Raw genomic sequence first — 26,967 nt, 5'->3', positions numbered from 1 at the left:
AACTCATCAAAGCAATGCTAAATTTGGAATGGTACAGGACTTTTAAAGTCATCTATGAAGCAGGGACATTATCAGCGGCAGCACAGGTATTATTCATTTCGCAGCCCGGCGTAAGTCTGCACCTCAGTTCACTCGAAACCTATACAGGATACCGCTTGTTTGAGCGGGATACCCGGAAAATGATGGCCACAGAGCGAGGGACGATGCTCTACAATTTCATTGTCGACCATATGAACAAACTTGAAGAAGCCGAGCAGATCTTTCACCGGAAGTCGAGGGTAGAAAAACCTACGATCAGCGTCGGCATGGGCTTCGAGATCTTTCAGCATACGCTGGAACCTTACGTTTCGGAACTGCCCTTTAAACTGGTAACCAGGTTTGGTGAATCTGCACAGCTGCTGCAGGAACTGCATAGTGGAGCGCTGGACCTGGTGCTTACTTCGGGCACTGGAAATCTGTCGAAAGCAGATTATCAGCCATTTACCACAGAAAAGATGGTGCTCATCTGTGGGAGCCAGACCGATACCGGGGAACTGGATGAACTTTTGGGCAATGGCGACCGCCAGGCGCTGAAGGACTGGCTGGCTTTGCAGACCTGGTATGCTACGGGTGCTGATACAGAGCACCTGAAAAGGTTCTGGATGGCCAGCTTCAACGCCTTGCCCAGGTTCAGGCCAACCTATGTGTTACCTTATTTCGGATCGATATTGCGCTGCATTGCGCACAATAAGGGCTTTGCAATTGTGCCCGACTTCCTTTGCAGTCGGGCCCTTACCGATGGAAGTATCCGATTGCCATGGCCGGACAGCCATCCCATTGAGAACACACTTCATTTTGGAAAGCAAAAGAAATCTTCCTACCTCAAAGAAGTAAAACAACTCGAAGACATCATCAGCAAAAACTGGATTTCAATAACCAACCCTATCAATTATGCTCAGCACCAAAACGCAAACACACTATCGTAAAGTCCTCATTGAAGATGTAGAAATCTTCTACAGGGAAGCCGGTGATCCCCGGCAGCCCCTGCTCCTGCTTTTACATGGATTTCCCTCTTCCTCACACATGTACAGGAACCTGATTGAACAACTGGCACCACACTATCATTTGATAGCGCCCGACTATCCTGGTTTTGGATGCAGTGGAGCACCTTCAGCTTCTTTATTCAGTTATTCTTTTGACCATCTGGCGGTCATCATGGAAAAGTTTATAGACCATCTCAACCTCAGATCCATCAGTTTTTACATGCAGGATTATGGTGGCCCCATTGGTTTCAGAATCATCAGCAGAAGACCGGAACTGGTCAAATCCCTGATCATACAAAATGCCAATGTTTATCTGGAAGGCATCGGTCCTGATGTACAAAAGATAGGTGAGCTTACTGCCGCGAATGAGACCGCCAGCCTGGAAGCCGTGGTCGATTACATGATGTCACTGGAAGGCATCAGGGAACAATATGTATATGGCAGTAAAAACCCGGAAAGGATTAGTCCCGACAGCTATTTTATGGATCACTTTCAGTTTGAGCAGCCCGGGATTAAAGCGATCCAGCGGATACTGTTTGCGGATTACGGCAGCAATTTTCCGCTTTATCCGCAATGGCAGCAATACCTGCGCGACCATCAGCCGCCGGTATTAATTACCTGGGGCAGGAATGATAAAATCTTCCCCGGATCTGGTGCCCTGGCTTATCAGAAAGATGTGCCCGATGCCGAACTGCATCTGTTCGACGCTGGGCACTTTCTTCTCGAAGAATATCACCATGAAGTAACGGACCTGATACACAGTTTTCTGAAAAAACTGCATCAGTAGCCGGCATTCTGTCCAAACTCTGCACCATTGGTCAGCGCATTCAGCTCCACCTGTGGCACCGGCCTTAAGCGGTGAAAAGGCTGTACATCAGTAATGTCAGGATTACCCAGCTTGATCCGGGATACGAATTGGTCGCCCCCAAGCACCCGTTTCAGGTCGTACCAGCGCAAGTGTTCTCCACAAAGCTCACGGGCACGCTCATCCAGAATAAAGTTGATCCCCCCGGTCTGAACCTCTGCGGCGCTGGTCTGCATCGCCGCTGTTTGGTTCACCGGTGTTTTTATGGCGGCACGTGTCCGCAAAACATTCAGCTGCGTGGCAGCACCCGCGAAGTTCCCCAACTGAAACTCGGCTTCTGCAGAGATCAGGTACATTTCCGCGAGGCGGATCACCATGATGTCTGCAAAACCCGGCTGGGCATCAACCGCTGTGCGACTGCCATCCAGGAATTTCTTAAGTGGTACAAAATCCGTGAGCGATTTGATCGTGCCATTGGCATTGTACAAATCGTTGATATCATAAAGGACCCAGGGCCGCGTCGCTTTGTCGGCCACCACCTGCTTTGTAATCTCCATCGCCCTGCTGATTCCCGGCACCATGGTAGCACCTGCTACCGAAGCAGCTTTACCAAAAGTTGTGGCATTGGCTGCCGTCCAGGTAAATGCATTGTTTGCTGTCCATGTTTCCTGAAATGAAGCTGCATATCGGCTGTCTGCCTGTTCATTAAATAAGTTCAGCAGGTAACGTGTCGGCTGCAGACGTTTTTGTCCGTCGAAACCATAGGCAAGACTCCTCACCAGTCCCGGTCTGCCGCTGTACGTGGTAAGATACCAGGCATGCAGCCGGTTGGCATTCAGGTCATAATCCAGCTGCACATTCGTGGAATTACTGATGATATACAGCGCCTCCTTGTTGTTCCTGTTATTGGCAAAGTTCCAGAGCTCTGCCGGGGATGCCCAAAGATCTGTACCCAGCTCGCCCTTACGCGCGATCACATCATTTGCTGTAGTCCTGGCCAGTGTAAAGTAATCCGTGCGTTCGGCGCCATTGGCATAATATGCCCTTGACAGATAGGCCCTGGCCAGCATTCCCAAGGCAGATTTTTTGGAAGCCCTGCTATATTCAGCACCCCAGAAACTCGCATTCGGCAGATTATCAGCCGCAAATTTGAGATCCCCTATAATCAGGTCGTAAAAAGCACTGACAGAACTTCTTGTGGCAGTGAGCTCCACAGTCTGCGTTTCTGTAGTCCGCAAGTTCACACCCCCAAACTGCTCCACGATATGCCAGTAATAGAAAGCGCGCAGGAAACGCAGCTCCCCCAGTCGCCGGTTTTTGTCAGCCTGGTCAGTAAACCCGGCACCATCAATCCGGTTGATTCCCGCATTACATAAGTTGATGGCCTGATAAAACAGCCTGAAGATTGTACCTGCAGAGCTTGGCGATGCCGGTGTTAAACCCGTATACTTCGTTACCTGATTCGCGAAGCTGATCTTGTTGGCTGTAAACCACAGATCCGTTCCCCCTTCAGATATCAGCGTACCGTCTTCTTTTCCGTAATAGGCGCGCTGTTCGCGGTAGGCACCATTTACAGCGGTTACGAAGCCCTCAGGAGTCGTCCATGTCGCATCAGAAGTGGCACCACCAGGGTTATATTCATTCAGATTTTTTGTGCAGGACAGCATCGACAGCGTAAATAAGCTGATACCCGCGAGTTTATATAAATTCCTGTTCATACAGTTTAGTATTAATGTTTAGAAGTCGAGGTTTAGACCAAAAACCAATTGTCTGCTCAGCGGCGATGATTCTGCACCGCCACGTTCAGGATCGTAATCGTTCAGCAAAGAATTTTTCGAATACGTAAATAAGTTGGATGCTGTTGCATAAAACCTGAGTGTACTGATCTTCAGTTTCTCCGTTACGCTTTTTGCCAAAGTATAACCTAATGATATATTCTTGATCTTCAGGAACGAACCATCAATGTATAACAAGGAAGTATACGTATTCGGATATTGATTCGTCAGACTACCCCGGCCCGGACGCGGGAAATCGTTGGAGGGATTATTGATCGTCCAGTAGTTGAAATTTGCCGGTCCGTTTGCTTCGGCGGAAGGGTTATACCGACCGATAAACTCCCCTTTCACCGTCTGTCCGTAACGTGCAATCAGGAACACATTCAGGTCGAAGCCTTTGTAGTTAAACGTGTTCTGCAAGCCGCCAAACCATTTCGGCTGCTGATGTCCCACCACCATACGGTCGTTATTGATGTCAATGATCCCATCGCCATTCAGATCTTCTACTTTGATATCTCCCGGTTTGAAAGGTACCCCGTTAAGTGTAGTGGTGATAGGCATATCAGACTGCTGCCAGATACCTATCTTTTTATACACATAGTACGACTGTACCTGTGAGCCGATCAGCAATGAGTTTTCTTCCGTATTGATAATATTGCGGCCGTCAATCAGGCCGGTGATCTTTTCACTGTTCTGCGAGAATGTAGCCGTGGTAGACCATTTGAAGTCCTTGTTCTGCACATTGACCGTCGTCAGGATAATATTTACCCCCTTATTCTGCGTCGACGCTATGTTTTGATAAACAATACCTTGTCCCGTAGATTGTGGCAATGCCCGCGGGTACAGCAGGTCAGACGTTTTCGTCAGGTACCAGTCGACCCCCAAAGTTACCCTGTTTTTAAACGCCGTGATATCCGTACCGATGTCAATCGTTTTAGATTTCTCCCAGCCCAGATCCGGAGATACGATATTTCCGTTAAAGATATACCCCGGAGCTGGAACATCCCCAAAACCCATCGGAATGGAAGTCAGCAGACTCTGCGTATCATAAGGTTTGATCGTGGAATTACCCGTTACCCCATAACTGGCCCGTAGTTTCAGGTTATCAATCAGCTTCATATCTTTCATGAAAGACTCCCTGCTGATCACCCATCCCGCAGATACCGAAGGGAAGGAATCCCATTTATGGCCCGGTGCTAAACGCGAGGCCCCATCCCATCGTATCGTTCCCTGGAAAAGGTATTTTCCGTCATAACTATAATTCAGACGACCCGCATACGCCAGCAGGTCATACCGTACAAAACTCGAAGTCGTGGTGCGGCTGGTAGATTCCGTTCCGGCAAGGTTATGCCACAACTGTGAGGAAAGCACCTGCCGGATCCCCCCTGCATAGGCCTCTTCCACTTCGCTGTGGATATAGCTGGAAATCGCAGTAGCCGTAAAACTATGTTTGTTGATCTCATGGTTGTAAGTCAGCACGTTATCCCAATTGTAATAACGCGAATTCGCATTCGTCACCGAAGCTGCCGAATAACGCACATTATTCTGTGTCAAAGAGAAAGGGTCGTTAAACTGGCCACGTCTGTTGCTGCCCAGCACGGTTCCCAGGTTACTTCGGAAGGTCAGTCCTTTGATGGGTGCCAGTTCGGCATAGGCCGTCGCGTTGATCTCACTGCCTGTAGTCTGGTCTACTGCCGCACCTGGTCGCTGATCTGTGATCGGACTGATCGTGCTGGTATTGCCGGCAATGGGAAAGGTATTGATTGAACCATCAGGATTAAAAGCCGTGCCCAAAGGAATGGCCGTTAAGGCATTGGAAAGTGGATCGCGCCGCGTATTGGTCTTACTGAATGCCAGCTGCCCTACGATACCTGTTTTGAACCAGCTGTTTAGCCGGTGGTCAATGTTATAGCGGAAATTGTAGCGGTTGTAGTCGTTATTGATCAGCTGACCCTCTTCATTAAAATAACCGAAGGAGAAAAAAGCTTTTGTGTTTTCACTTCCCCCGCGGACACTCACTGTATGACTCTGCTGCCTGCCGTTTCTGGTCGCCAGGTCTATCCAGTTCACAAACTGCCCGGCCTGCACTGCGGCGAGCTCACCGGCATTGGTAAAAACCACGTTATCTGCCGGGATTGCCCCTGTTGTTGCATCACGGAAAGATTCCCGGCGCAGCGTCAGGTAGTCCTCTCCTAATCTTGGAGTTGGAAATTTTGTCCAGCCATTGATCCCGTAATAAGCATTGTAGGAGATCTTTGCCTTACCTGCAACACCTTTTTTTGTGGTCACCACGATTACCCCGTTGGCACCCTGTGATCCATAGATTGCCGTTGATGCGGCATCCTGCAACACTTCGATGCTTTCGATATCATTGGGATTGATGTTATTGATACTACCCCCATTTTGTACTCCATCCACCACCAGTAAAGGCGCATTGGGGTTAATTCCTCCGGCGGTGTTCAGCGCATTGGGTATGGATCTCGTACCACGGACCTGGATGTTTACGCCTGCACCTGCGTTTCCTGTACTACGCGTGATATCCACACCTGGCGCGCGTCCCTGTATGGCTTCCAGCGCGTTATGCGTAGGTGCTTTTACGATGTCTGAAGCTTTCACTGTCGCCACAGCACCCGTCAGGTCGCGCCGTTTCATTGTTCCAAAACCTACCACCACCACATCATCCAGGGCGTTCGACTGCGCGGCAAGTTTGATGGTAATATCCTGATCGTTCCCGTTAAAAGTAACCGTCTGGTCGGCATAGCCGATGTATTTAATGACCAGCACCACATTCTGTCCGCTGCTCACATTCAGCGTAAACTTTCCGTTTACGTCGGTCACTTGTCTGATGGCAGTTCCCTGTACAGCTACCGTAGCACCTATCAAAGGATCACTGTTTCCTGCATCCAGTACCCTTCCGCTCAGGGCACGCGTTTGTGCCTGCGCAAAAGATATGCAGCATACCAAAAGACTAAGAAAATAAAGTTTTTTCATACCCGGGGAATTGATTTTAATATTCAGGTCAATTGAGGAATTAATTATATCTGGTCAACACACAAAATTAGCATCAGAAACTAATGTGTATTATAATATCTTTCCTAATCGTTATGATATTTTATCGGAATGCCCCTTCGTTAATACTATTGCAACATTACTTTATAACACCAGCAGACCGAAATCCCGCAGGGTATTTACCGGTTCTGAGTACCAGAACAATTCGAAGTGTGGCATCTGATTTTCGTAATCAGCTTTGATCTCCTGGAAACTGAGAACCTTAACATTGGAGACACTGATTTTCTGCAGCATCATACAGAGCCATCTGGCTTCGGCTTTGCTGGTCTGGATATCAAAAGTTTCTTTTTTATGATGAAAGGTCAGGTTGATCATATCAATGCCCTTCCCTTTTTTATACTTTACAAAACTTTCCTGATCAGGCTGACCACCCAGCCAGACAATTTTGGCAGTAGCTTTCGTATCAAATTTACTCTGTCCCCGGAGTGCCTGCTCAATAAAATCGGCAGGGATAGTTACTTTAGGGATCTTGAAATCAAACCAGTCCTGCAACTTGTAATCGATACAGATGCCGTGCATAAAGTTAAATAGCGATTTCTTTAAGCCGAAGCTGAACTGGTCGTGGTTGATCCCTGTTTTATCGATATAATTGAGATCATTATTTGCAAAAGTTCCGATCACCTCCGTTTCTTTCACGACGCCGAATTTCTCGGGATACAAACCCACAGGACTATGCGCGGTCATGGCAAACTGGTGCCAGAAACCGGACTGTAACACCCCTGCTTTAAACAGCTGCCTCACCATTTCCAGGCTGTCTACGGTTTCCTGGATGGTTTGTGTAGGATAGCCGTACATCAGATAGGCATGTACCATCACCCCTGCTTCGGTAAAGTTACGCGTCACCTGCGCCACCTGTTCTACAGAAACCCCTTTGTCGATCAGCTTCAGCAGGCGGTCGGAGGCCACTTCCAGACCACCTGACACCGCGATACATCCTGAAGCTTTCAGCAGCAGACAAAGATCCCCGGTAAAGCTTTTCTCAAACCGAATGTTCGTCCACCAGCTCACAGAGATCTTTCTGCGTAAGATCTCCAGTGCCACCTCGCGCATCAGTGCCGGCGGTGCGGCCTCATCCACAAAGTGAAAACCATTCTGTCCGGTATTTTTGATGAGGTCTTCGATCCTGTCTACGATCTGTTTAGCTGCAACAGGTTCATATACTTTGATATAATCAAGCGAGATATCACAGAAGGTACATTTGCCCCAGTAGCAACCATGCGCCATCGTGAGCTTGTTCCAGCGGCCATCGCTCCACATCCTGTGCATAGGGTTAACGATTTCAATCACCGAAATATACTGGTCCAGTTTCAGGTCACTGTAATCCGGCGTGCCCACATCAGACTGTTTATAATCACTTCTCAAAGCATCGTTTCTGTACGTCACCGCTCCGTTTTCCAGCATAAAGGTTCTCTTGTAGAGGTTAAACTCCCCGCCTTTGAGCACCGCATTACAGATCAGCTCGACAGGTAACTCCCCGTCATCCAGAGAAATAAAATCAAAGAACTCGAAAACCCTGGGATCAGAAACCGAGCGCAGCTCCGTATTTGCAAAACCGCCCCCCATCGCGATTTTGATCTCCGGGTAATTTCTTTTCACATATTGCGCACCGCGGAAGGCAGCATACAGATTTCCGGGGAATGGAACAGAGATCAGGAATATTTTTGGCTGAACGACTGCAAGTTTCTCCTCCAGGATGCGCATCAGGATCTGATCCATGTAAGTATACTCCTGATTTAATGCAAGGTACAACTCATCAAAAGAATTTGCACTGCGGCCTAATCGCTCGGCGTAGCGACTGAACCCAAAATTCTGATCGACACACTCAATGATAAAATCTGAGATATCCTCCAGGTACAGGGTCGCCAGGTGTTTAGCCTTGTCCTGGGTTCCCATGGAGCCAAAAGCCCAGTCCAGTTCATCCAGCTCCGCAAAGCGCGAAGCCTCTGGCAGGTAATCTTCCTGGCAGATCTGCAAAGCCAGAGTGGGGTTTTTACCCTGCAGAAAGGGAATCACGGCATCGATAGTTTTGATATACTCATCCCTCAGTGCATAGATCCTTTTCGCATTCTGGCTCATCGGATGTCCGGCATGCTGGTCTGTGTACCGGAAAAGCTCTTCCAGTCCCTGCTTTGAAAACAAAGCCAGGATCACCTCTATCCCCAGGTCTGCCTGCGTTGACGAAATACCTTTGGTATTTAAAAAACCTTTGATATAAGCTGTAGCCGGATACGGAGTATTCAGTTGGGTAAATGGTGGAGTAACAAGGAAGAGATCTGTTTTCAAAATGGAGATTGTATTTCCCTGCAAAAATAGCAAAAAAAAAGCGCCTGCCGGTATAAACCAACAGGCGCTGTGTTAGCGAGCGGATGACTATCTCCAACCGCCCCCTAATTGTTTGTATACATTTACGACAGCATTGAACTGCGCTTTTTTTGTTTCTACCAGATCCAGCTTGGTTTCCAGTGCATCGCGCTGCGTCATCATCACTTCGAAATAATCTGCGCGGGCCGACTTAAACAGGTCGTTGCTCACACTGATGGAGGTGTTCAGGGCATCTACCTGTTGCGACCTCAGATCGTAACTTTTGCCCAGGTTATCGATCTTCGAAAGCTGTGTAGATACCTCCATATAGGCATTCAGCAGGATCCGCTGATAGTTAAACATCGACTGCAGCTGTCTGGCATTGGCACTGTTAAACTCTGCCTTTATCGCATTCCGGTTGACCAGTGGTCCCGCTAAATCACCCGCTAAGGAGTACAGCAGGGATTTGGGCAGCTTGAACAGATAAGATGGTTTAAATGCTTCAAGACCAACGGCAGCAGAGATATCCAGTGAAGGATAAAACTCGGCACGGGCAACTTTCACATCCAGCTTTGCTGCAGCAAGCTCCAGCTCTGCCTGTTTAATATCGGGCCGGTTGGCCAGCAGCTGTGCAGGAATACCTGAATTGATGGCCATAGGCTGCAGCGTCAGGAAATCGCCCTTGTCCCTTTTGATCTCCTGCGGATAACGGCCCAGCAGCAGGTTGAGGTTATTCTCTTCTTCTTTGATCTGCTGCAGGATATCAAATTCCTTGCTCTGTGAAGAAAGCACCTCTGCACGGAACTTCTGCACGGCCAGCTCGGTTGCCCGCATGGCTTGTTTCTGCACTTTCACAATCTCCAGTGCGTTCTTCTGCAGCTTGATGTTCTGGTGAACGATGTCCAGCTGGGTGTCCAGCGACTGCAGTTCATAATAGGAATTGGCCACCTCAGCAATGAGGTTGGTGAGCACAAAGTTTTTGCCTTCTACGGAAGACAGATATCTGCTGATTGCTGCTTTTTTTGCATTGCGAAGTTTTTTCCAGATGTCAATCTCCCAGTTGGCCGTTGCTGCCAGCGTGAAATTTGCCAGCGGATCTGGAACTTCCTTGCCCTCATAAATCTCCGTAGAGGCATCTCCTGCGCCCTGACTGGTGTAGCGGCCTACTTTTTCCAGTTCTGCACCCGCCCTTAAACCTACACTTGGCAGTAAGGCCGACTTACGCATGCGGATATCGTTTTTCGCGATTTCAATGTCCTGCAAAGTCACCATCAGCTCCTGGTTATTCTTGAGGGCTGTATCAATCAGGTCTGTGAGGTAAGGATCTTTAAAAAAGCTCTTCCATGGAAGGACTGAGCTGTTGGTCGTATCCCGGCTGCCCGCGAAAGATTCGGGAACCGGCTGGTTTGCTGCTGGTGCTGCTGCTTCGGGCACTTTACATCCCGCTGCTGCAAGCGTTACAGCCAGCAAAACAGTATACCGATTAAGCTTTAATTTATACATTGTCATCGATTTCTTCTGTTAATGGGTTTTCAACTTCATGTTTGGCCAGGCGGTTTTTCTCGGCGATTTTGCCGAAAATATAGTACAGCCCGGGGATGACAAGCACCCCGCAGAGTGTTCCTAAGAGCATCCCTCCGGCAGCGGCAGAGCCGATGGTGCGGTTACCGATTTTACCGGGTCCCGAGGCGAAAACCAATGGGATCAGCCCCGCAATAAACGCAAAGGATGTCATCAGGATCGGACGGAACCTCACTACGGCACCTTCCATCGCTGCCTCAATAACTGTGGCCCCCTGCGCATGCTTCTGTACGGCAAACTCCACAATCAGCACGGCATTTTTACCCAGCAAGCCGATGAGCATCACCAGTGCTACCTGCGCGTAGATGTTATTCTCCAGGCCACAGATTTTCAGCAGCATGAAAGCGCCGAAAATACCACATGGCAGGGAAAGCAATACGGCGAAAGGCAGGATAAAACTTTCATACTGTGCGGCAAGCACGAGGTACACAAAACCCAGACAGATCATAAAGATGTAGATCGCTTCATTACCACGCGCTACCTCATCTTTGGAAATACCCGCCCAGTCGATACCCCAGCCCCTTGGCAGCGTTTTACCAGCCACCTCGGTAATTGCCTGGATCGCGGCACCACTACTATAACCCGGTGCCGATGCACCGCTGATCTCAGAAGCATTGTACATATTGTGACGCGTGATCTCCGACAAACCATATACTTTCTCCATCTTCATGAAGGCAGAAAAAGGTACCATCTCATCACGGTCGTTTTTCACGTATAACTTCAGTATATCCTCCGGCAGGGCACGATATTCTGGCGAAGCCTGTACCATCACTTTATACTGACGGTCGAACTTGATGAAGTTGGTTTCGTAGTTACTACCTACCAGCGTGGACAGCGTATTCATCGCATTCTCAATCGTTACCCCCTTTTGCTTTGCGATATCATTGTCCACCTTCAGCATATACTGCGGGAAACTGGCACTGTAAAACGTAAATACAGAGGACAACTCCGGACGTTTGCTGAGTTCCCTCACGAAGTCCTTGCTGATCGTTTCCATTTTATGGAAGTCTCCTGTCCCTGCCTTATCCAGCAGGCGCAGCTCAAATCCACCGGCAGCACCATATCCCGGCACAGCTGGCGGCTGGAAATATTCTATCGTGGCCCCATTGATTGCCTCAGTTTTCTCTTCCAGTTCCTGGATGATTTCCTGCACAGAATGTGTGCGGTCTTCCCAGCTCTTCAGGTTGATCAGACAGGTACCGGAGTTGGCACCCGTACCTTCGGTAAGGATCTCATATCCGGCCAATGCCGATACAGATTGTACTCCTTCAACGGTTTCTGCAATTTTCTGCAGCTTCTCGGCAACCTGATTGGTACGTTCCAGCGATGATCCCGGAGGCGTCTGGATGATGGCATAAAACATCCCCTGATCCTCATTTGGGATAAAGCCCGATGGAAGGCTGTTGTTCAGGAAGAAGATGCCGACGCAGAAAGCAACCAGCACCCCAAAGGTGAGCATCCTGCGGTTCACAATCAGGCGAAGTACGTGCTGGTACCTGCCAGTGAGCTTATTAAAGCCATTGTTGAATCCATCGAGGAATTTATCCAGCGCATTTTTCTTTTTCGCTTTACCATGGTTGTTCTTCAGCAGCATCGCACAGAGTGCGGGTGTCAGCGTGAGCGCTACTACCCCCGAGAGGATAATGGCGGTGGCCATGGTAATGGAGAACTGGCGGTAAAAGATCCCCACGGGACCCGACATAAAGGCTACAGGTACAAACACCGCTGCCATCAGGAAGGTAATTGCAATGATCGCACCACTGATTTCATGCATCGCCTCCTGTGTGGCTCTCAGCGGTGAAAGATGTTTCTCCTCCATTTTGGCATGGACAGCCTCGATGACTACAATCGCATCATCGACGACGACCCCAATGGCGAGCACGAGGGCAAACAGGGTGATCAGGTTGAGCGTGATGCCAAAGACCTGCATAAAAACGAAGGTTCCGATGAGTGATACCGGTACCGCAATGGCAGGGATTATCGTAGAACGCCAGTCGCCCAGAAACAGGAACACCACCAATCCTACCAATATAAATGCCTCCACCAGCGTATGCACCACCTTTTCAATGGAGGCATCCAGGAATTTGGATACGTCATAACTGATCTCGTAATCCAGTCCGTCGGGGAAAGACGTTTTCTTGATCTCCGCCATCTTGGCTTTGATATCCTTGATCACCTGGCTCGCATTACTTCCGTACGATTGCTTAACCGTGATCGCTGCCGAAGGATGTCCGTTCAGATTGGAATAGATATCGTACATGGCGCTACCAAATTCTACGTTAGCCACATCTTTCAGACGCAGGATCTCCCCGTCCTTGGTAGACCTCAGGATAATATTGGCATACTGCTCCTTGGTGGTAAACCTTCCGGAGTATTTCAGCACGTACTCAAAAGCCTGGGATCTTTTTCCGGAACTCTCCCCCGTTTTACCCGGTGAAGCTTCGAGACTTTGCTGGTTCAGTGCTTCCAGCACTTCATCGGCAGAGATTTTGTAAGCCAGCATACGATCGGGCTTGAGCCAGATCCTCATGGCATATTCGCGTGTACCCAAAATATTGGCCACTCCGACACCATCAACCCTTCTTAATTCTGACAGGATGTTGATATCGGCAAAGTTGTACAGGAACTTCTGGTCTGTCTTGGGATCTTTACTGAACAAGTTGATATACATCAGCATGTTGGATTCCTCGCGGGTGATTTTTACCCCTTCACGCACTACCAGTGGCGGGAGTTTGTTCACCACCGAGGCCACCCGGTTCTGGATGTTTACCGATGCCTGATTGGGATCAGTGCCGAGGTTAAAGACCACCTGAATGGTGGCCTCACCATCGTTACCGGCATCTGAAGCCATATATTTCATGCCCGGAACACCGTTGATGGCTCTTTCCAATGGTATGATTACCGATTTGATCATGAGCTCGCCGTTGGCGCCGGGGTATTCTGCTGTAATGTTCACCTTTGGGGGTGAGATGGAGGGGAACTGTGTGACCGGTATGCCCTTTAAAGCCAGGAATCCCAGGAAAACAATGATCAGGGAGATGACTATAGAGAGTACGGGCCTCTGTATAAATTTACTAAACATGGGTTGTTCTTTTTAATGAAATGAATTGGGATGGTACTTTCAGCCTGGCTGAAACTATTCAGCTTTTAATCTCAGTGAAGTAATCCAGGTTTGTGGCGACTGGTAATCAAACTTGATTTTGTCATCGTCTCTCACCTTTTGCACACCTTCCAGCAGGATTTTATCGCTGTCGCTTAAACCGCTGGCAACAACATACAGATCGGGCATTTCGCCGGCGATGGTGATGTTTTTTGAGTGTACGATACCCCTGGCATCCACGACAAATACATAAGTTTTATCCTGGATTTCGTAAGTGGCTTTTTGCGGGATGACCATTGCCTGGCGCAGCGGCACGATCATTTGTACCTCACCGGTTTCCCCATTTTTTAACAGCTTGTCAGGGTTTGGAAATTTTGCCCTGAAGGCGATATTTCCGGTTTCGTTGTTAAACTCACCTTCGATGATCTCTACTTTTCCCTTGTAGGGCAATTGCTGATTATTGGCCAGCAGCAGACTCACTTTACTGTCGGCACGCCCCTTTACATTCTGCTGGTATTCCAGGTATTCGGGTTCTGAAACGTTAAAGTAAGCGAACATCTGTGTGTTGTCAGACAGGCTGGTCATCAGTTCACCTTCATCAATCAGGCTTCCCAGTTTTAGCGGAATACGGTCGATCGTACCGTCAAAGGGAGCTCTTATTTCAGTAAAGGACAGGTGTAATTTAGCCAGAGAAACTTCGGCTTTTGCCTGTTCCAGTTTGGCTTGTGCTACCGACTGCTCGTTTTTCGAAACGATGTTTTTGTCGGCCAGCGTTTTGGCATTCTGCAGTTCTATTTCCGCAGATTTGTACTCTGCCTGTGCTTTCAGCAATTCTGCTTCGTACACTTTTGGCATGATTCTGAACAGGAGCTGACCAGATTTAACAAACTGGCCTTCATCCACATATATATTCTGAAGGAAACCCTTTTCCTGAGAACGGATCTCGATGTTTCTTACGGATTTAATTTGCGATACATATTGTTTGGTAAAGGATGTATCGATTCTGATGGCAGTAGTAACGGTAAACTTACTTTCTTCTTTTTTTTCTTCTTTTTTAGGTGCACAGCTTGCAAGGCATAACAAGGCGATTAAGCCATTGGACACAACTAGTCTCTTCATTTGATAATAATGGGTATATAAGCGTTTGAGGACAAGAACCCGGGGGTTCTATTGGACATGAAAATGTGGCAATGGTGTCTCTCAGATTCTCAATACCCGCTGTATGATATACAGAGGAGAAGAATAACCGCAGATCTGCGGAATGATATTAAAGCTGTTGTTGTAAAAGTTGGAAATGAAAAGCTCTGCAGAAGTGATAGAAAGCCAGTCGGGCAAACTGTATTTACCCGGCACAAACTTGTTCGCTCCCGCATCAAGGTCATCATGATCGCCCAGGTATTCTTCTTCAACGTCAATTTCTGCGTCTTCAAAGAAGGTATTAGTCTGATCGTTATTGCTGAGCTTGCTATGAGGCTTCTTGGCGAAGTCGCGTCCTGCAGCATGCGGATGCAGTGGATGATGCGTATTTGCATATACAGCATGCCCTCCGCAGAATAGCAGGAGGCACAGATATATATAAAATACAAATCCCTTCATTAGGCGATAAAAGTAATCAAAGAAATCATAGAATGATGTATGTAAGAAAAAAAATTACCATCCTATGCCATAATCTTCACCATGATTGCTGGAACCTCCCCAAAGACTGTTGTGTTTCCAGTCGAAAAATATCGCATTGATCGGTCCGCTCGTGCGGTCACCAAAACTCAGGTTATAGCCCATTTTCTTCAGTTCAGTGCGTATGGCTTCAGGTGTATTGCTGTTCAGCAGCATTTGTCCGGCTTTAGGCTCACGGTCTGAAGTTTTTGTACCTCCCAGGGATAACCACAACTGATTCGTGTTGATATTTGCCGCTTCCGAAGCCTGTTGCACGTTCATGCCAAACTCCGAGACATTGAGAAAGAACTGCAGCAGATTCTGATCCTGCGTATCTCCACCCTGTACCGCTGAAGATAAATAGGGTTTGCCATCTTTGAGTGCCAGTGCCGGCGACAAAGTTACTCTCGGTCTTTTGCCCGGCGCAACAACGTTGAAAGGGTTAATCGCCGAATCGAGCACAAAGCTCTGCATACGCTGGCTCATGCCGATACCCGTATTTCCTGCAATACAGGCTGGCAGCCAGCCGCCACTTGGTGTAATAGATACCACCCATCCTTCTTTATCGGCAGCCTCCACAGATGTCGTACCGCGCCACAGCCTGTCCTGATACTCAGTTTTAGGAGAGTTGTTGGTCATGTCATGTTTGGGAGCAAAGTTGCGTTTGCTGGTATCCATCTCAAAGCCGCGGCTTTTTAATAAATTGATATAAGGATTGGTTTTTCCTTCATAAGGATATGGATTGCCCGGGCCGATGTTTGCATCGTTTTTATCATACCTGATCAGCTGCGCACGTTCTTTTGCATAAGCTTTGCTGAGCAGGCCCTTCATCGGCTCTGCCGGTGTAAAATATGGATCTCCATAATAGAAATCGCGGTCGGCAAACGCCAGGTTCATCGCCTGATATAAGGTATGGATATATTTGGTGCTGTTGTAGCCCATGCTTTTCAGGTCGAAGTTTTCCAGGATATTCAGCGCCTGCAGCATCACCGGACCTTGTGTCCACTGCTGCATTTTGTACACATCAATACCTTTGTAGTTCACCATCAGCGGTTTCTCTTCCAGAGGTTTCCAGTTTGCCAGGTCCTTCATGGTGATCAGTCCCCCCTGTTCTTTGGCACCGCGCACAAACTCCTCAGCAATATCGCCCTTGTAGAACCTGTCATAGGCGGCCATCAGTGCCTGTTTGCGGTTCTTACCCTGTTTTAGTGCTTTCTTTTCTGCCTCCACCAATTTGCTCAGCGTAGCCAGCAGGTCTTTCTGTACAAAGATCTCTCCCGCTTCCGGTGCTTCTCTTTTTTCTCCGGGATGTGTAAAGAAAACCTTTGAGCTATATGGCCATTGTTTGATCAGCGCCTTGCCGCGCTCCATGGCATTGGCTGCCTGTGCTTCTATAGGATAACCTGCAGCAAGCTCCATTGCCGGTGCCAGCACTTGTTCCAGACTTAAGGTACCATAGTTGGAAAGGATATAGATCAGTCCGCCCACAGTTCCGGGCGTAGTTGCCGCCAGCGGTCCGTACTCCGGTGGGAAGTTGTACCCTTTACTTTTAAAAAACTCCGCCGTAGCTCCTGTAGGCGCCACCCCCATCGCATTGATGGCGATCACCTGTTTAGTTTTTGGATTATAGATCAGCAGTTGCGTTTCACCTCCCCAGCTCAGCGTATCCCACATGGTGCAGGTTGCGGCAAGCATGGCACAGGCTGCATCAACGGCATTTCCACCTTTCTGAAAAGTGATGGCCCCGGCTGTGGCGGCCAGTGGCTTACCGGTAATGGCCATCCAGTTGCGGCCATGTAATACGGGTTTCTGAGTTTGTTGTGCCGATGCGGAAAAAACCGTTGCGGAAAGGAGGAGAGCTGATAAAAGTCGGTTCATATGATCTGAAAAAACTAAAATACAGAAAAAATGTAAAGCTGAGAAGAAGATTTTAAGGGCGCAGCTGTCACATTGTAGATACTAGTATGATAAATTAATTATATTCGCGAATTGTTTACAAAAAGAATTTTTAAGAAAATAGATGTTACTGGAACAACAACTACAACAGAGAAGCAATAATACCTGTGAAATCTGTCAATCTGCAGCAGCCCTTACAATTTATGCCGTACCCCCACAAACTGTACAGACCGCTGATAACAGCATCTTTATTTGCGGAACCTGTCATTCACAAATCGAAAAATCTCAGGAGATGGATAAAAATCACTGGCGTTGTCTGAGCACAAGCATGTGGAGTGAAGTTCCTTCGGTGCAGGTAGTTTCCTGGCGCATGTTAAACAGACTCAGCGCTGAGGGATGGGCAGCAGATCTGCTGGACATGATGTACCTGGAAGATGAGACACTGAGCTGGGCAAAAGCTTTTGACGACGATGATGCTGCAGAGGCAGATGAAATACACAAAGATGCCCTGGGCAGCCCGCTGCAGACAGGAGACTCTGTGGTGCTGACCAAAACCCTTGATGTGAAAGGATCCAGCTTAAATGCAAAGCTGGGGACCGTAGTAAAGAACATCAGATTGGTTGAAAACAATACCGATCAGATTGAAGGCAGAATTGAAGGACAAGTCATCGTTATTCTGACGAAGTACGTGAGAAAGCAGAATTAAAGCTTTACAAGGTCTTTGACCTCATCTTTTCCAACTCTGCGGTATACATTTCGATGGCTTTCTGCCCATGATCAGGGCTTAACGCAGGTTTATTGGTTGACCTTGCCATCAGCTCCGCTATATTTTTGGCTTCAGCTCTGGCAAGGACAACTGCTTTTTCCTGATAGGTTAAGGCCTCCGTATATTTTTGCTGCTGGTAAAGCAGGTGTGCAAGCGTATCATGGAATGCCGGATTCTCCGGAAATAATTCAATCGAGCGATATACCCAAATTACGGCTTGAGACAGGTAAGCAGGAATTTTTGCTTTCATGGTGTACATCGTCCAGGCGCCATTATTTAACGTCATTGCATATTCCATCGCGCGGGTGTTTTGACTTTTCGGCGCAATGTTGGAGATTCCCATCGAGGGAGCTACGACTTTCGTGACCATCGTGACTTGTGTGACAATCCTTGCAGAATCTGCTTTCGGATCAGACTTTACTATAACGGGTTCCTGCGGAATCATAGGTCTTGTTTTTTGGCTGGCCTGGTTTGGCAGGTTTCCCAGTGTCATCTGCCCCTCCTGTCTGTGTAAAGAATCGCGGAGCATCAGATAATACTGCTGATAATAACTGGATGCATTGCTCAGGTATTTGGTGGTATCTTTGACCGCCAGATAATATTCCATCATGTTATATGTACGGGCGGTCATCCCTCTTTGCCAATTATTGCTCCAGGTATTTTGTGTAAATGCTGCTGTTTCCAAAGCGAGTTTTTCATCCTTTCTCGATTTGGCAATAGCCAAAGAAGATCTGATGATCCTGTTGTTGATGATCCCTCTTTTTGCGGAAGGAAGCGACTTGTAGACACTGTCCGTCAGTTTAGGGTAGACACGCGTAATTTTATAAGCCATGCTAGACAAAGCGGGAGCCCTCTGGATGAGGAATGATATCGTCTCAAAGTCATCCAGTTTATTTACCGGTAAGGTATTGGCATAGGCCTCCAGCACCTCCTGGTTCACAGGAATATCCAATTCATCATATTTCAGGAGGTAGTTTTTCAGAAATTGCTCATTCCTGCTGCCCTTTTCATACTCTTGTTGATACTTTGTGAGCGTTTTTTCCTTAGAAAGCTGTATCGCCTTCGCGGTTTCAGTCAGGTATGGCTCTTTGTTGGTTCTGAAACCTACCGTCTTTAACAGCAAGCTACCTTCAGCATCCAGGTAAAGATGAGTTGGATATGTGGAAATGTTATACTTCTGATAAAGATCATTAAGGCCTGCTTTGGCCGTCGCGTTTTTATAAATACAGATGAAACCAGAGTGATATTTTTTCAGCAACTCATCATCCAGGGGAAGCGGAGAATTCGGCTCAGTATTGTTTCCCCAGTCAACCATTACATAAATCAGCTTACGCTGCTTTTTTGCTGCTGCTTTTGCTTCTTCAAATGTCCCCTGGAAGTATTTGAGCTTCTGAGCAGATAGTGCAGAGATGGTAAAACAAAGTAGAATGGAAAGAATGAGGCGTTTTGAGATCATGATGTTAACTGATTATAGTACTAATATACATTTGAAATATCAGTATGACAATTATTTCTATAAAAATTAAAAAATTATTCCAGTAACATATTTAGTACTGATTTAAACAGAAGATGCAACTGATTCAATTTTAATACATCAGCGCTGCTTTCTGTAGTCTCACACCTCAGCTAAAACGTATAATCGGAGCGACCATCACTTCAACAACCTGTAAGAGTGTGAATTAAAGCGCCCCTAAACACTTTTCTAAAACAATTTGAAGAATTTTGCATCGGTAAAACGATTTTTAACGTAAGTAGCTGTCTTATTGGTATAGTAATTGAGCGTGCTGTGATGAATAAAACAGGTAACCTGATTGCAAATTCACAATTCGTACAACATGGAAAATTCTACACTTCAGCAACATCAGGCATTACAAGACTTAAATATCCTGGAAACGGAATTTTATGTTCCCTTTATTAAGTCGTTCGAGGGTTTCAGCCACCGTGAGATTGCCTATATCCTGGAGTTGCCTCTAGACATTGTACGGTTGAGGATAAAACTCGCGCGTAAAGCACTCAACTACAGAATGAACACTCTTGTTTCTGATAACAGAGTACTGGTAAATAACTAAGGATTACCTGATATTCACCTCAATTACCTCTTCCGCATTTTTCAGTAGAATAATACTGTCTTCGCTTAAGTTTTGTAAATGCAGTACCTTCCCGGCTTTCTGGTAACGCATGGTCAATTTATGCAGTGCATCGAGGGCCGACATATCCGCTATCCTGCTGTCCCTGAAGTCAATCACGATTTCTGAAGGATCATTCTGCACATCAAATTTCTCCGAAAACGTTGTTACAGAACCAAAAAACAGCGGCCCGTAGATCTCATAGTATTTAACCCCTGCAGCATCAACACGAGTTCTTGCCCTGATGCGTTTGGCACTTTCCCAGGCGAACACCAGTGCAGAGATAATCACACCGATCAATACCGCCAGAGCCAGGTTATGCAACCATACCGTGATGACAGCCACGGCGATACCGACAAAAATATCCTGTTTAGGCATTTTGTTGATGATCCTGAAACTCGCCCATTCAAAAGTACCGATGGCCACCATGATCATCACACCCGTCAGCGCAGCCATAGGAACACGTTCGATTACGGGTGCCCCGAAGAGGATAATCAACAGGATCGTCAGGCTCGCAACAATGCCTGAAAGCCTCGCCCTTGCTCCTGCACTCAGGTTTACCAAAGTCTGCGCAATCATCGGGCAACCGCCCATTCCAAAGAAGAATCCGTTGAGAATGTTCGCCGTTCCCTGCGCAATACACTCCCTGTTGCTGTTACCCCTGCTGGCGGTCATTTCATCCACCAGGTTTAATGTCAGCAGTCCTTCAGTAAGTCCTACCCCTGCCATAATCAGCGCATAGGGAAAGATGATCTGCAGGGTAGCGATGTTCAATGGTATCTGCGGAATATGAAAAGGAGGAAAACCACCACTTACTGAAGCGATATCTTTGACCGTTTTGGTATCAATCTGAAAGCCCAGAACAAGAAGGAAAACTACAATGATGGCGACCAATGACGGCGGCACGGCTTTCGTGATGCGAGGAAAAACCAGCACGATAGCAATGGTTAAAGCCACAAGGCCGCCCATAATATACAAGGGATTACCTGTCAGCCAGGTAAGCTGCCCATTCACTACCGTTTTAAACTGTTCCAGCTGCGCCATAAAGATGATCACAGCAAGTCCGTTGACAAAGCCGTACATCACCGGTTGCGGCACGAGACGGATAAATTTACCAAGCTTAAATAAGCCGATGCAGATCTGGATAAGGCCCCCCAATGCTACGGCTGCAAAAACATACTCGATACCATGGGATTTCATCAGTGCGATGAGTACCACGACCACCGCTCCTGCACCACCGGAGATCAGTCCCGGGCGACCGCCGAAGATAGAGGTCACCAGTCCCATGATGAAAGCCGCGTACAAACCTACCAAAGGCGGAAATCCCGCCAGAATTGCAAAAGAAAGCGATTCGGGCATCATGGTCATGGCTACGGTAAGGCCGGCAAGTATTTCAGTTTTATAATCTATTTTTTGAGAGAAATCAAAGAGGGCTTTTGAAGCTGGCATTTTGCAAAACTACAAAAGATATGTTACTATGCACGCTCAGGGCCATTTTTTAATCATTAGTGGCGCGACATTTGTTTAGCATGAAAATATGACTAAACACACGTTCTTTTTTATCCTTATCGTACTATCCACAGGTGCACAGGCCCAAAATGCAAGCAACATGATCCGGAATAACAATGTGGTGCGTGATACAGCGATAAAAAAAGACCTGATAGATATCGCTAAAACGTTGTTTAGCATCCCCGGCAAACCAAAAATGCATCCCGGAGAAAAAAAGGTTTTCTTTTCATTGCTGCCCATCGGTGGTAATGTTCCCGGAGGAGGCCGTGCCCTGATTACTTCTACCACTGCGGGCTTTTACCTGGCCGACAGGAAAAAAACGTATATGTCCAACGTGACCTTTACGCCATACTGGAACTTCAAAGGCCGTTTTGGCCTGCCACTGAGATCAAACCTCTGGCTGAAGAACAACGAATGGGTAGTGATGGGCGATACGCGTTTTCTCTTTTATCCGCAGGAAACCTGGGGTATTGGAAGCGGACAGGAAGACAACAATGTGATGGTCAATTATAAGTATATCCGCTTTTACCAAAGTGCCTTGAGACGCCTCAAGCCATATTTGTATGCAGGTCTCGGCTATAACCTCGACTACTTTATCAACGTGAGGGCAGATGGCCCCGGACTGTCAGACTTCAGTGGCTATGATATAGGTACCGGAGTTGGAGAAAATTCATTCTCAGCGGGTTTCTCAGCAAACCTGCTTTACGATACGCGCAATAACTCCATTAATCCCCTCCCGGGATGCTACCTGAATATATCGGTTAGAAATAACTCCAGCCGCATGGGCAGTAAGACCAGCTGGAGATCGGTCTATGTTGATGCCAGAAAATATGTATCCCTGAACACAAAACCTCATCAGCAAAACACCCTGGCCTTCTGGACTTACCTCTGGACAGGCCTGAATAACGATATTCCCTACCTGAACCTGCCTAGCATCGGATGGGACCCTAATAACAGGTCGGGACGGGGAGTTAACCAGAACCGTTACCGGGGTAAAGGCTTGATTTATATGGAAACTGAATACCGGAGGGATATTACAGATAATGGCTTATTTGGATTTGTGGTGTTTGCGAATGCAACCTCTGTGACCGAGCAGGATAATAAGTTTAAAAAGCTCCATCCCGCGATAGGAACAGGTCTGCGTATCAAGTTCAATAAAGCTTCCAATACCAATATCGCCATAGATTATGGAATGAGCAAGGGTTATAAAGGTTTCGCGATCAACCTTGGAGAAGCGTTTTAAAGCGTTTACTGCTTGTTAGCCATGACCATCACCGTAAAACTGTTTTCGCCCACGATGGTCTGATAGATATAATCCGGAGAAACGTAATAGGTGTTCAGCTTCTTATCTTCGATGCTCTGCTCCTCCTTTTTCTGCGTTCCGGTAGCTTTGATCTCTTCCAGCAGTGCATTGAACTGAGCAATGCCGGGCGACTGGTAATAAAGCTGATTGATGATACCGACATCTGCATGTACCCTGAACCAGGCCAGTGCCTTCCCCTTCTCCGTTTTAGATTTTCCAAATGACAAAGTCTGATACATCTGCTGATTCTGGACCCCCGACAACTCGGGATGTGCGATCCAGCCCGCTTTCTTCAGGCTGTCGGTAACTTTGCCCACCGGCCTGGTGATAAACGATTTCAGCTGATTTAATTCCAGGTTCTGTGCATGACCTTGAAACGCCCAGAGACAACAAAGAATAGTGATTGCATACTTCATGAAACAAAGATAATGAAATGCCTTATTCTGTTTTATCCTGTGACCTTTTCCTCACCAGTTTAAACTTAATCTTTCCATCCTCGCCATCCAGAGCCTGGATATGCACCACGATGCCTTTCATCCGTCTTTCCCTGATTTCCTTCTTGTCAGTAATTTCCTCATCTTTTTTAGGGTTTCTCAGCGGCACATCCAGTAATATATTGGTTCCTGCTCCCATCGAGTAGATGCCTTCGACATCCATATTCAACACGCTGGAATTGATTTTCATCGGGTTGATCCTCACCTTCTCGCCCCTGATATCAAACTTGCCGTTAAGGTTACTGATCACGATGTTGTTGAGGTCCCTGAAAGGAAACGCGAACTTTCCAACGCTCTGCAGCTCCTGATAGTTCACGAGCGCACCGTTCTTCAGATCAAAGATCACCGTTCCATTCATCGATCCGGGAACGATTTTTCCTGCAGGGGTAATATTTCCGGATACATTTGTACGTGTAAAGAAATTGCCTTTCAGGTTTTTATAGGTGGGCGACTTCAAGCCGAAGTTATCAAATGAATAGAAGAAGTCTCTGATGTTCACATTGGATACTACTGTATTGACTGTAAAATGATTAGTCGTTCCGATCTGCGTAACACTGCCTCCCAGCTTCACTGTCCCTCCGGCATGCCTCAGACTGGTATTGGTCAGATTTAAACCTGCATCGGATAACAATACCGTTGCCGTAGCATTGGTACCCAGGAACTTGTCATAATGCACCCTGGCGACCTTCAGGTTGATCTGCGCCTTCCCTTTCTCCAGCATCTGGTTGAGCTGATTTGCGGAGACATTGCTTTTTCCTTTAGACTTCTGTACTTTGCGTCCCTTCCTTGAACTCAGGAAACCCAGGAATTCAGCCAGATAAATATCCGGACTCCTCATATTCCAGTTGAACATGATCTTTTCCGGAGCATTGTAATACAGGTTGAGGAAGTTTTTGATACTGCCATCCATAAAAACGATACTCTTACCACTCTGTAAACGGATATCCCTAATCTGCAGGTCCTCCTTCTGAAAATCCAGCGTGATGGAGGTATTCTTGAAGTTCAGATTCCGCGGCACATAACTCACATCCGCATTTTTGACACTCACCAGTCCCCTGAGCATCGGCTTATTCAGTTTAAAGTTGACCAGGTCTGCAGAATAATGCAGCTCCAGGTTTGCCGTTCCTTTGGTAAACTTCAGCATATCATCCCCGATCACATTATTCAGTTTGGATACATCAAATTTGGATTTGAATACTCCCGTTGCCACTGGCTTATCAAAATTATGGATAAAAGCCGTGTCAATGGTAAAAGGGATTTCTGCATAGGAACCTGAAAAACGATATAGCTTTACGGCAGAGTTAGCATCAGTAAAGCCCTTGCCATTAATAAAGTTGTTGGTATAGACACCAGAGAAATTCACATGGTCTATGACCCCGCCCGGACTGGTCAGCTTATTGGCCTTCACCGAGGCATTTACCAGGATCGAAGGATCTCCACCTCCACCCATATCCCCATCGATAATACATTTCACCGCAATAGGCTTATCCAGATTGAACATATTCAGGCGTGATGCGATATTTGGTGCCAGCAATGCCGAGGCATTTTTCCAAAGGATACTGCGTGCCTCGATCGTGATGGTAAAGGCTGTAGGGTCTTTCGCTATTTTAAATTTAGCCCCAATAATAAAAGGATCTTCCCCAATCTTCAACACCTTGGGTTTAACCTCAATCTCGCCCAGCTCATTGTCATAGGAGACATCCATCTTGCCCTGTATCAGCTTATCCTTCACGAAACTTCCTCTCTTGGTATTAAAGGCGAGACTGCGCACGAGTGTCTTCAGGTTCACATCAGCTTTCCATCCTGATGAGGGATAATCCACCTTGCCGCTAAAGTCCTGTATAGCAAACAGGAACAGTTTATTCCCCTTCCTGTTGTCGAGGATAAACCGGACATCATTGAGGTCGAACCTCCTGATCTCTGCCGGAGATGCACTCTCCTCCTTGGTCTGCTCAGGAGCCTGCGCCTTCTTCTTGAAAACCGAGGTATTGCTATAGCCCGTACTATCTGTATATAGATAAGCTTCTGCATTATTAATGGCTATCTTTCTGATTTCGATGGTACCTCTGAGCAATGCCATGGCATTCACCGAGATATCAAAATCCTTTGCCGTCAACAGGCTATGGTGATGCACCTTCCATAAGCTATCCCTGATCTCCACGTTCTTAAGCGATACAGAAACTCCCGGAAAGCCCCTGAGAAAGGTCGGTTCCATCGCTCCTACTGTAACAGTTCCGTTGATATTCCTGTTCAGCTCCTTATTGATCGAAATGAGCAACTCCTTTTTGTTGACATTCACATACATAGCCAATCCTATGAACACAATGATTATCAATACAATAAGGGCAGCAAGGACTTGAAAGGTGCGTTTTAACCAGAAGGGCATAGCGTTGATTTTAATAACATTAACATTTAAATACGCTATTTGTTTATAGCTGGTTTTGTTCCTGAAAATTGATTATTTTAGTACTATTAATTCACACACAAATGAAAACACAAAATCTTTTATCCAAAAGAACGATACTGTTCCTGCTTGCAGTTACCTGCATCTCAGCAGGATCTTTAATATCAGGCCCTGCCCTGGCACAGTCGAAAAAAGCAGTGACGAAGATCAGCTTTAAGAAAGACAAGTATAACCGCATCTACCTGCCGGCGAGAGTAGACAAAGACACCATCGCCCTGCTGTTCGCTACGTACTCCAAAACTTTACGACTCACCCCTTACTTCTACGAAACCAGGCAACTATGGCCTAGCTGGGACCGACTGATGTCTACCGACAAAAACGGAGGCCCCCACAGTAAATCTGTATTCTACCTGCCTAAGATCGAAGTAGGCCCCCTGAAGTTCCGCAACGAAGAGACGGTCATCAACCAGGCCTTTCCCGATACGATTGCCACTGGCTCTACAGGAACGCTGATGGTGTATCAGTACAACTGGAAGATCAATAATGACAGAAACGAAGTTTTCGTTTCCAAAACTCCTTTCAGCCCGGAACAGGCCTATACGACAATCAACTACAAGAACAATACTGCCCCAACGGCAGTGGTTAACATCAGTAATGTAAACTCTGAATTTATCCTGGATCTGGGTTCAGGCGCCGGCTTCCTGGTGAGCAGCTCTACGGCCATAGGAAGGGCGATTATCGATGAGTACCGTCTTAGCCCTTCCAGAACGGTAGTATCGAATGTGCATTCCGACAAACTGGTAGACACGATTTACGAAGCAGTAATTCCGAACATGACTTTCAACGGCATGGCGCTGAAGAACCAAAAAGTAGTAATCAGCTCAGCTGTACCAAAAAACATTATCGGCACTGGCTTCCTTGGTAAATACAACCTGATCATGAATAACTCCAAGAAGAGAAAAGTTGAAAGCGCTGTAATCCTCGAGAAAAGATTAGTAGATTAAGAATCAAAGTTTCTGCAATGAGAGCTTGCAAGGCGATATAGTAAGAAAGCGATGCCTATAAGCCCTGCAAGGAGAACTTACAAGGCGATATAGTAAGAAAGCCATGCCTGTGCTCCCTGCAAGGAAGCCATGCTTGTGCTCCCTGCATGTTGAATAAAC

At 47.1% G+C, this 26,967-nt stretch carries 18 protein-coding genes; 6 read left to right on the top strand and 12 right to left on the bottom strand.

The genetic code is table 11. The features are described from left to right. Window positions 1-14 precede the first annotated feature (14 nt). Both OQY15_RS17080 and OQY15_RS17075 read left to right on the top strand, forming a co-directional pair. Window positions 15-965 carry a LysR family transcriptional regulator gene (locus OQY15_RS17080; protein ID WP_265793098.1) on the top strand — a complete coding sequence of 317 codons (951 nt, stop codon included), beginning with the start codon at window positions 15-17 and terminating at the stop codon, window positions 963-965. Continuing rightward, window positions 931-1,809: an alpha/beta hydrolase gene (locus OQY15_RS17075; RefSeq protein WP_265793097.1), complete on the top strand. Its 879-nt coding sequence runs from the start codon at window positions 931-933 to the stop codon at window positions 1,807-1,809. The genes OQY15_RS17080 and OQY15_RS17075 overlap by 35 nt, the downstream gene beginning before the upstream one ends. On the opposite strand, the gene OQY15_RS17070 is transcribed toward OQY15_RS17075, so the two are convergent. The 8 genes from OQY15_RS17070 to OQY15_RS17035 form a co-directional block, all read right to left on the bottom strand. Further along, window positions 1,803-3,545, bottom strand: a complete 1,743-nt coding sequence (locus OQY15_RS17070) for a RagB/SusD family nutrient uptake outer membrane protein (RefSeq protein WP_265793096.1) — start codon at window positions 3,543-3,545, stop codon at window positions 1,803-1,805. The genes OQY15_RS17075 and OQY15_RS17070 overlap by 7 nt on opposite strands. Before the next feature lie 18 nt (window positions 3,546-3,563). After that, window positions 3,564-6,593 (bottom strand): TonB-dependent receptor, encoded by a 3,030-nt coding sequence (locus tag OQY15_RS17065; protein ID WP_265793095.1) that lies wholly within the window; start codon window positions 6,591-6,593, stop codon window positions 3,564-3,566. A 162-nt stretch (window positions 6,594-6,755) separates the two neighbouring features. Next, complete coding sequence (locus tag OQY15_RS17060) at window positions 6,756-8,954, bottom strand: radical SAM protein (RefSeq protein ID WP_265793093.1); 2,199 nt, start codon at window positions 8,952-8,954, stop codon at window positions 6,756-6,758. Window positions 8,955-9,041: 87 nt separating this feature from the next. Continuing rightward, window positions 9,042-10,475, bottom strand: a complete 1,434-nt coding sequence (locus tag OQY15_RS17055) for a TolC family protein (protein WP_265793092.1) — start codon at window positions 10,473-10,475, stop codon at window positions 9,042-9,044. Next, window positions 10,468-13,635, bottom strand: a complete 3,168-nt coding sequence (locus tag OQY15_RS17050; RefSeq protein ID WP_265793091.1) for an efflux RND transporter permease subunit — start codon at window positions 13,633-13,635, stop codon at window positions 10,468-10,470. The genes OQY15_RS17055 and OQY15_RS17050 overlap by 8 nt, the downstream gene beginning before the upstream one ends. Window positions 13,636-13,689: 54 nt before the next feature. Then, window positions 13,690-14,772: an efflux RND transporter periplasmic adaptor subunit gene (locus OQY15_RS17045; RefSeq protein ID WP_265793090.1), complete on the bottom strand. Its 1,083-nt coding sequence runs from the start codon at window positions 14,770-14,772 to the stop codon at window positions 13,690-13,692. Window positions 14,773-14,853: 81 nt separating this feature from the next. After that, complete coding sequence (locus OQY15_RS17040) at window positions 14,854-15,249, bottom strand: hypothetical protein (protein ID WP_265793089.1); 396 nt, start codon at window positions 15,247-15,249, stop codon at window positions 14,854-14,856. 54 nt (window positions 15,250-15,303) lie between these two features. Continuing rightward, window positions 15,304-17,184 carry a gamma-glutamyltransferase gene (locus tag OQY15_RS17035; protein ID WP_265793088.1) on the bottom strand — a complete coding sequence of 627 codons (1,881 nt, stop codon included), beginning with the start codon at window positions 17,182-17,184 and terminating at the stop codon, window positions 15,304-15,306. Window positions 17,185-17,494: 310 nt separating this feature from the next. On the opposite strand from OQY15_RS17035, the gene OQY15_RS17030 reads away from it, so the two are divergent. Continuing rightward, window positions 17,495-17,908 (top strand): alkylphosphonate utilization protein, encoded by a 414-nt coding sequence (locus OQY15_RS17030; protein ID WP_265793087.1) that lies wholly within the window; start codon window positions 17,495-17,497, stop codon window positions 17,906-17,908. 4 nt (window positions 17,909-17,912) lie between these two features. Here the strand turns inward: OQY15_RS17030 and OQY15_RS17025 are convergent, their stop codons facing one another. Next, the gene (locus OQY15_RS17025) at window positions 17,913-19,424 is read right to left on the bottom strand and encodes a hypothetical protein (protein ID WP_265793086.1); all 1,512 of its coding nucleotides are present in this window, start codon (window positions 19,422-19,424) and stop codon (window positions 17,913-17,915) included. 379 nt (window positions 19,425-19,803) lie between these two features. On the opposite strand from OQY15_RS17025, the gene OQY15_RS17020 reads away from it, so the two are divergent. After that, a complete protein-coding gene (locus OQY15_RS17020; protein ID WP_265793085.1) occupies window positions 19,804-20,037 on the top strand; it encodes a hypothetical protein in 234 nt (77 codons plus the stop codon). Between the two features lie 3 nt (window positions 20,038-20,040). Here OQY15_RS17020 and OQY15_RS17015 read toward each other — a convergent pair whose 3' ends face one another. Then, a complete protein-coding gene (locus OQY15_RS17015; RefSeq protein ID WP_265793084.1) occupies window positions 20,041-21,543 on the bottom strand; it encodes a SulP family inorganic anion transporter in 1,503 nt (500 codons plus the stop codon). 88 nt (window positions 21,544-21,631) lie between these two features. Here OQY15_RS17015 and OQY15_RS17010 point away from each other — a divergent pair, with 88 nt between their 5' ends. Next, window positions 21,632-22,846 carry a BamA/TamA family outer membrane protein gene (locus tag OQY15_RS17010; protein WP_265793083.1) on the top strand — a complete coding sequence of 405 codons (1,215 nt, stop codon included), beginning with the start codon at window positions 21,632-21,634 and terminating at the stop codon, window positions 22,844-22,846. Window positions 22,847-22,851: 5 nt separating this feature from the next. Here OQY15_RS17010 and OQY15_RS17005 read toward each other — a convergent pair whose 3' ends face one another. Both OQY15_RS17005 and OQY15_RS17000 read right to left on the bottom strand, forming a co-directional pair. Further along, on the bottom strand, window positions 22,852-23,322 hold the full coding sequence (locus OQY15_RS17005; RefSeq protein WP_265793082.1) for a hypothetical protein: 471 nt from the start codon (window positions 23,320-23,322) through the stop codon (window positions 22,852-22,854). A 22-nt stretch (window positions 23,323-23,344) separates the two neighbouring features. Continuing rightward, complete coding sequence (locus tag OQY15_RS17000) at window positions 23,345-25,786, bottom strand: AsmA family protein (RefSeq protein WP_265793081.1); 2,442 nt, start codon at window positions 25,784-25,786, stop codon at window positions 23,345-23,347. Window positions 25,787-25,887: 101 nt separating this feature from the next. Between OQY15_RS17000 and OQY15_RS16995 the strand changes: the two genes are divergently transcribed. Then, window positions 25,888-26,808 (top strand): hypothetical protein, encoded by a 921-nt coding sequence (locus tag OQY15_RS16995; RefSeq protein WP_265793080.1) that lies wholly within the window; start codon window positions 25,888-25,890, stop codon window positions 26,806-26,808. The last annotated feature ends 159 nt before the right edge of the window (window positions 26,809-26,967 follow it).

Source organism: Pedobacter sp. MC2016-15, assembly GCF_026239695.1.
GTDB lineage: Bacteria > Bacteroidota > Bacteroidia > Sphingobacteriales > Sphingobacteriaceae > Pedobacter.
The sequence above is the reverse complement of the archived record's forward strand: the minus strand, read 5'-3'. Positions and strand labels throughout refer to the sequence as shown.

What these genes read in the sequence shown, in the direction of transcription:
- OQY15_RS17080 (WP_265793098.1), top strand. Translation starts at nt 15, where the DNA reads ATGCTAAATTTGGAATGGTACAGGACTTTTAAAGTCATCTATGAAGCA.
- OQY15_RS17075 (WP_265793097.1), top strand. Translation starts at nt 931, where the DNA reads ATGCTCAGCACCAAAACGCAAACACACTATCGTAAAGTCCTCATTGAA.
- OQY15_RS17070 (WP_265793096.1), bottom strand. Translation starts at nt 3,545, where the DNA reads ATGAACAGGAATTTATATAAACTCGCGGGTATCAGCTTATTTACGCTG.
- OQY15_RS17065 (WP_265793095.1), bottom strand. Translation starts at nt 6,593, where the DNA reads ATGAAAAAACTTTATTTTCTTAGTCTTTTGGTATGCTGCATATCTTTT.
- OQY15_RS17055 (WP_265793092.1), bottom strand. Translation starts at nt 10,475, where the DNA reads ATGTATAAATTAAAGCTTAATCGGTATACTGTTTTGCTGGCTGTAACG.
- OQY15_RS17050 (WP_265793091.1), bottom strand. Translation starts at nt 13,635, where the DNA reads ATGTTTAGTAAATTTATACAGAGGCCCGTACTCTCTATAGTCATCTCC.
- OQY15_RS17045 (WP_265793090.1), bottom strand. Translation starts at nt 14,772, where the DNA reads ATGAAGAGACTAGTTGTGTCCAATGGCTTAATCGCCTTGTTATGCCTT.
- OQY15_RS17040 (WP_265793089.1), bottom strand. Translation starts at nt 15,249, where the DNA reads ATGAAGGGATTTGTATTTTATATATATCTGTGCCTCCTGCTATTCTGC.
- OQY15_RS17035 (WP_265793088.1), bottom strand. Translation starts at nt 17,184, where the DNA reads ATGAACCGACTTTTATCAGCTCTCCTCCTTTCCGCAACGGTTTTTTCC.
- OQY15_RS17030 (WP_265793087.1), top strand. Translation starts at nt 17,495, where the DNA reads ATGGATAAAAATCACTGGCGTTGTCTGAGCACAAGCATGTGGAGTGAA.
- OQY15_RS17025 (WP_265793086.1), bottom strand. Translation starts at nt 19,424, where the DNA reads ATGATCTCAAAACGCCTCATTCTTTCCATTCTACTTTGTTTTACCATC.
- OQY15_RS17020 (WP_265793085.1), top strand. Translation starts at nt 19,804, where the DNA reads ATGGAAAATTCTACACTTCAGCAACATCAGGCATTACAAGACTTAAAT.
- OQY15_RS17015 (WP_265793084.1), bottom strand. Translation starts at nt 21,543, where the DNA reads ATGCCAGCTTCAAAAGCCCTCTTTGATTTCTCTCAAAAAATAGATTAT.
- OQY15_RS17010 (WP_265793083.1), top strand. Translation starts at nt 21,632, where the DNA reads ATGACTAAACACACGTTCTTTTTTATCCTTATCGTACTATCCACAGGT.
- OQY15_RS17005 (WP_265793082.1), bottom strand. Translation starts at nt 23,322, where the DNA reads ATGAAGTATGCAATCACTATTCTTTGTTGTCTCTGGGCGTTTCAAGGT.
- OQY15_RS17000 (WP_265793081.1), bottom strand. Translation starts at nt 25,786, where the DNA reads ATGCCCTTCTGGTTAAAACGCACCTTTCAAGTCCTTGCTGCCCTTATT.
- OQY15_RS16995 (WP_265793080.1), top strand. Translation starts at nt 25,888, where the DNA reads ATGAAAACACAAAATCTTTTATCCAAAAGAACGATACTGTTCCTGCTT.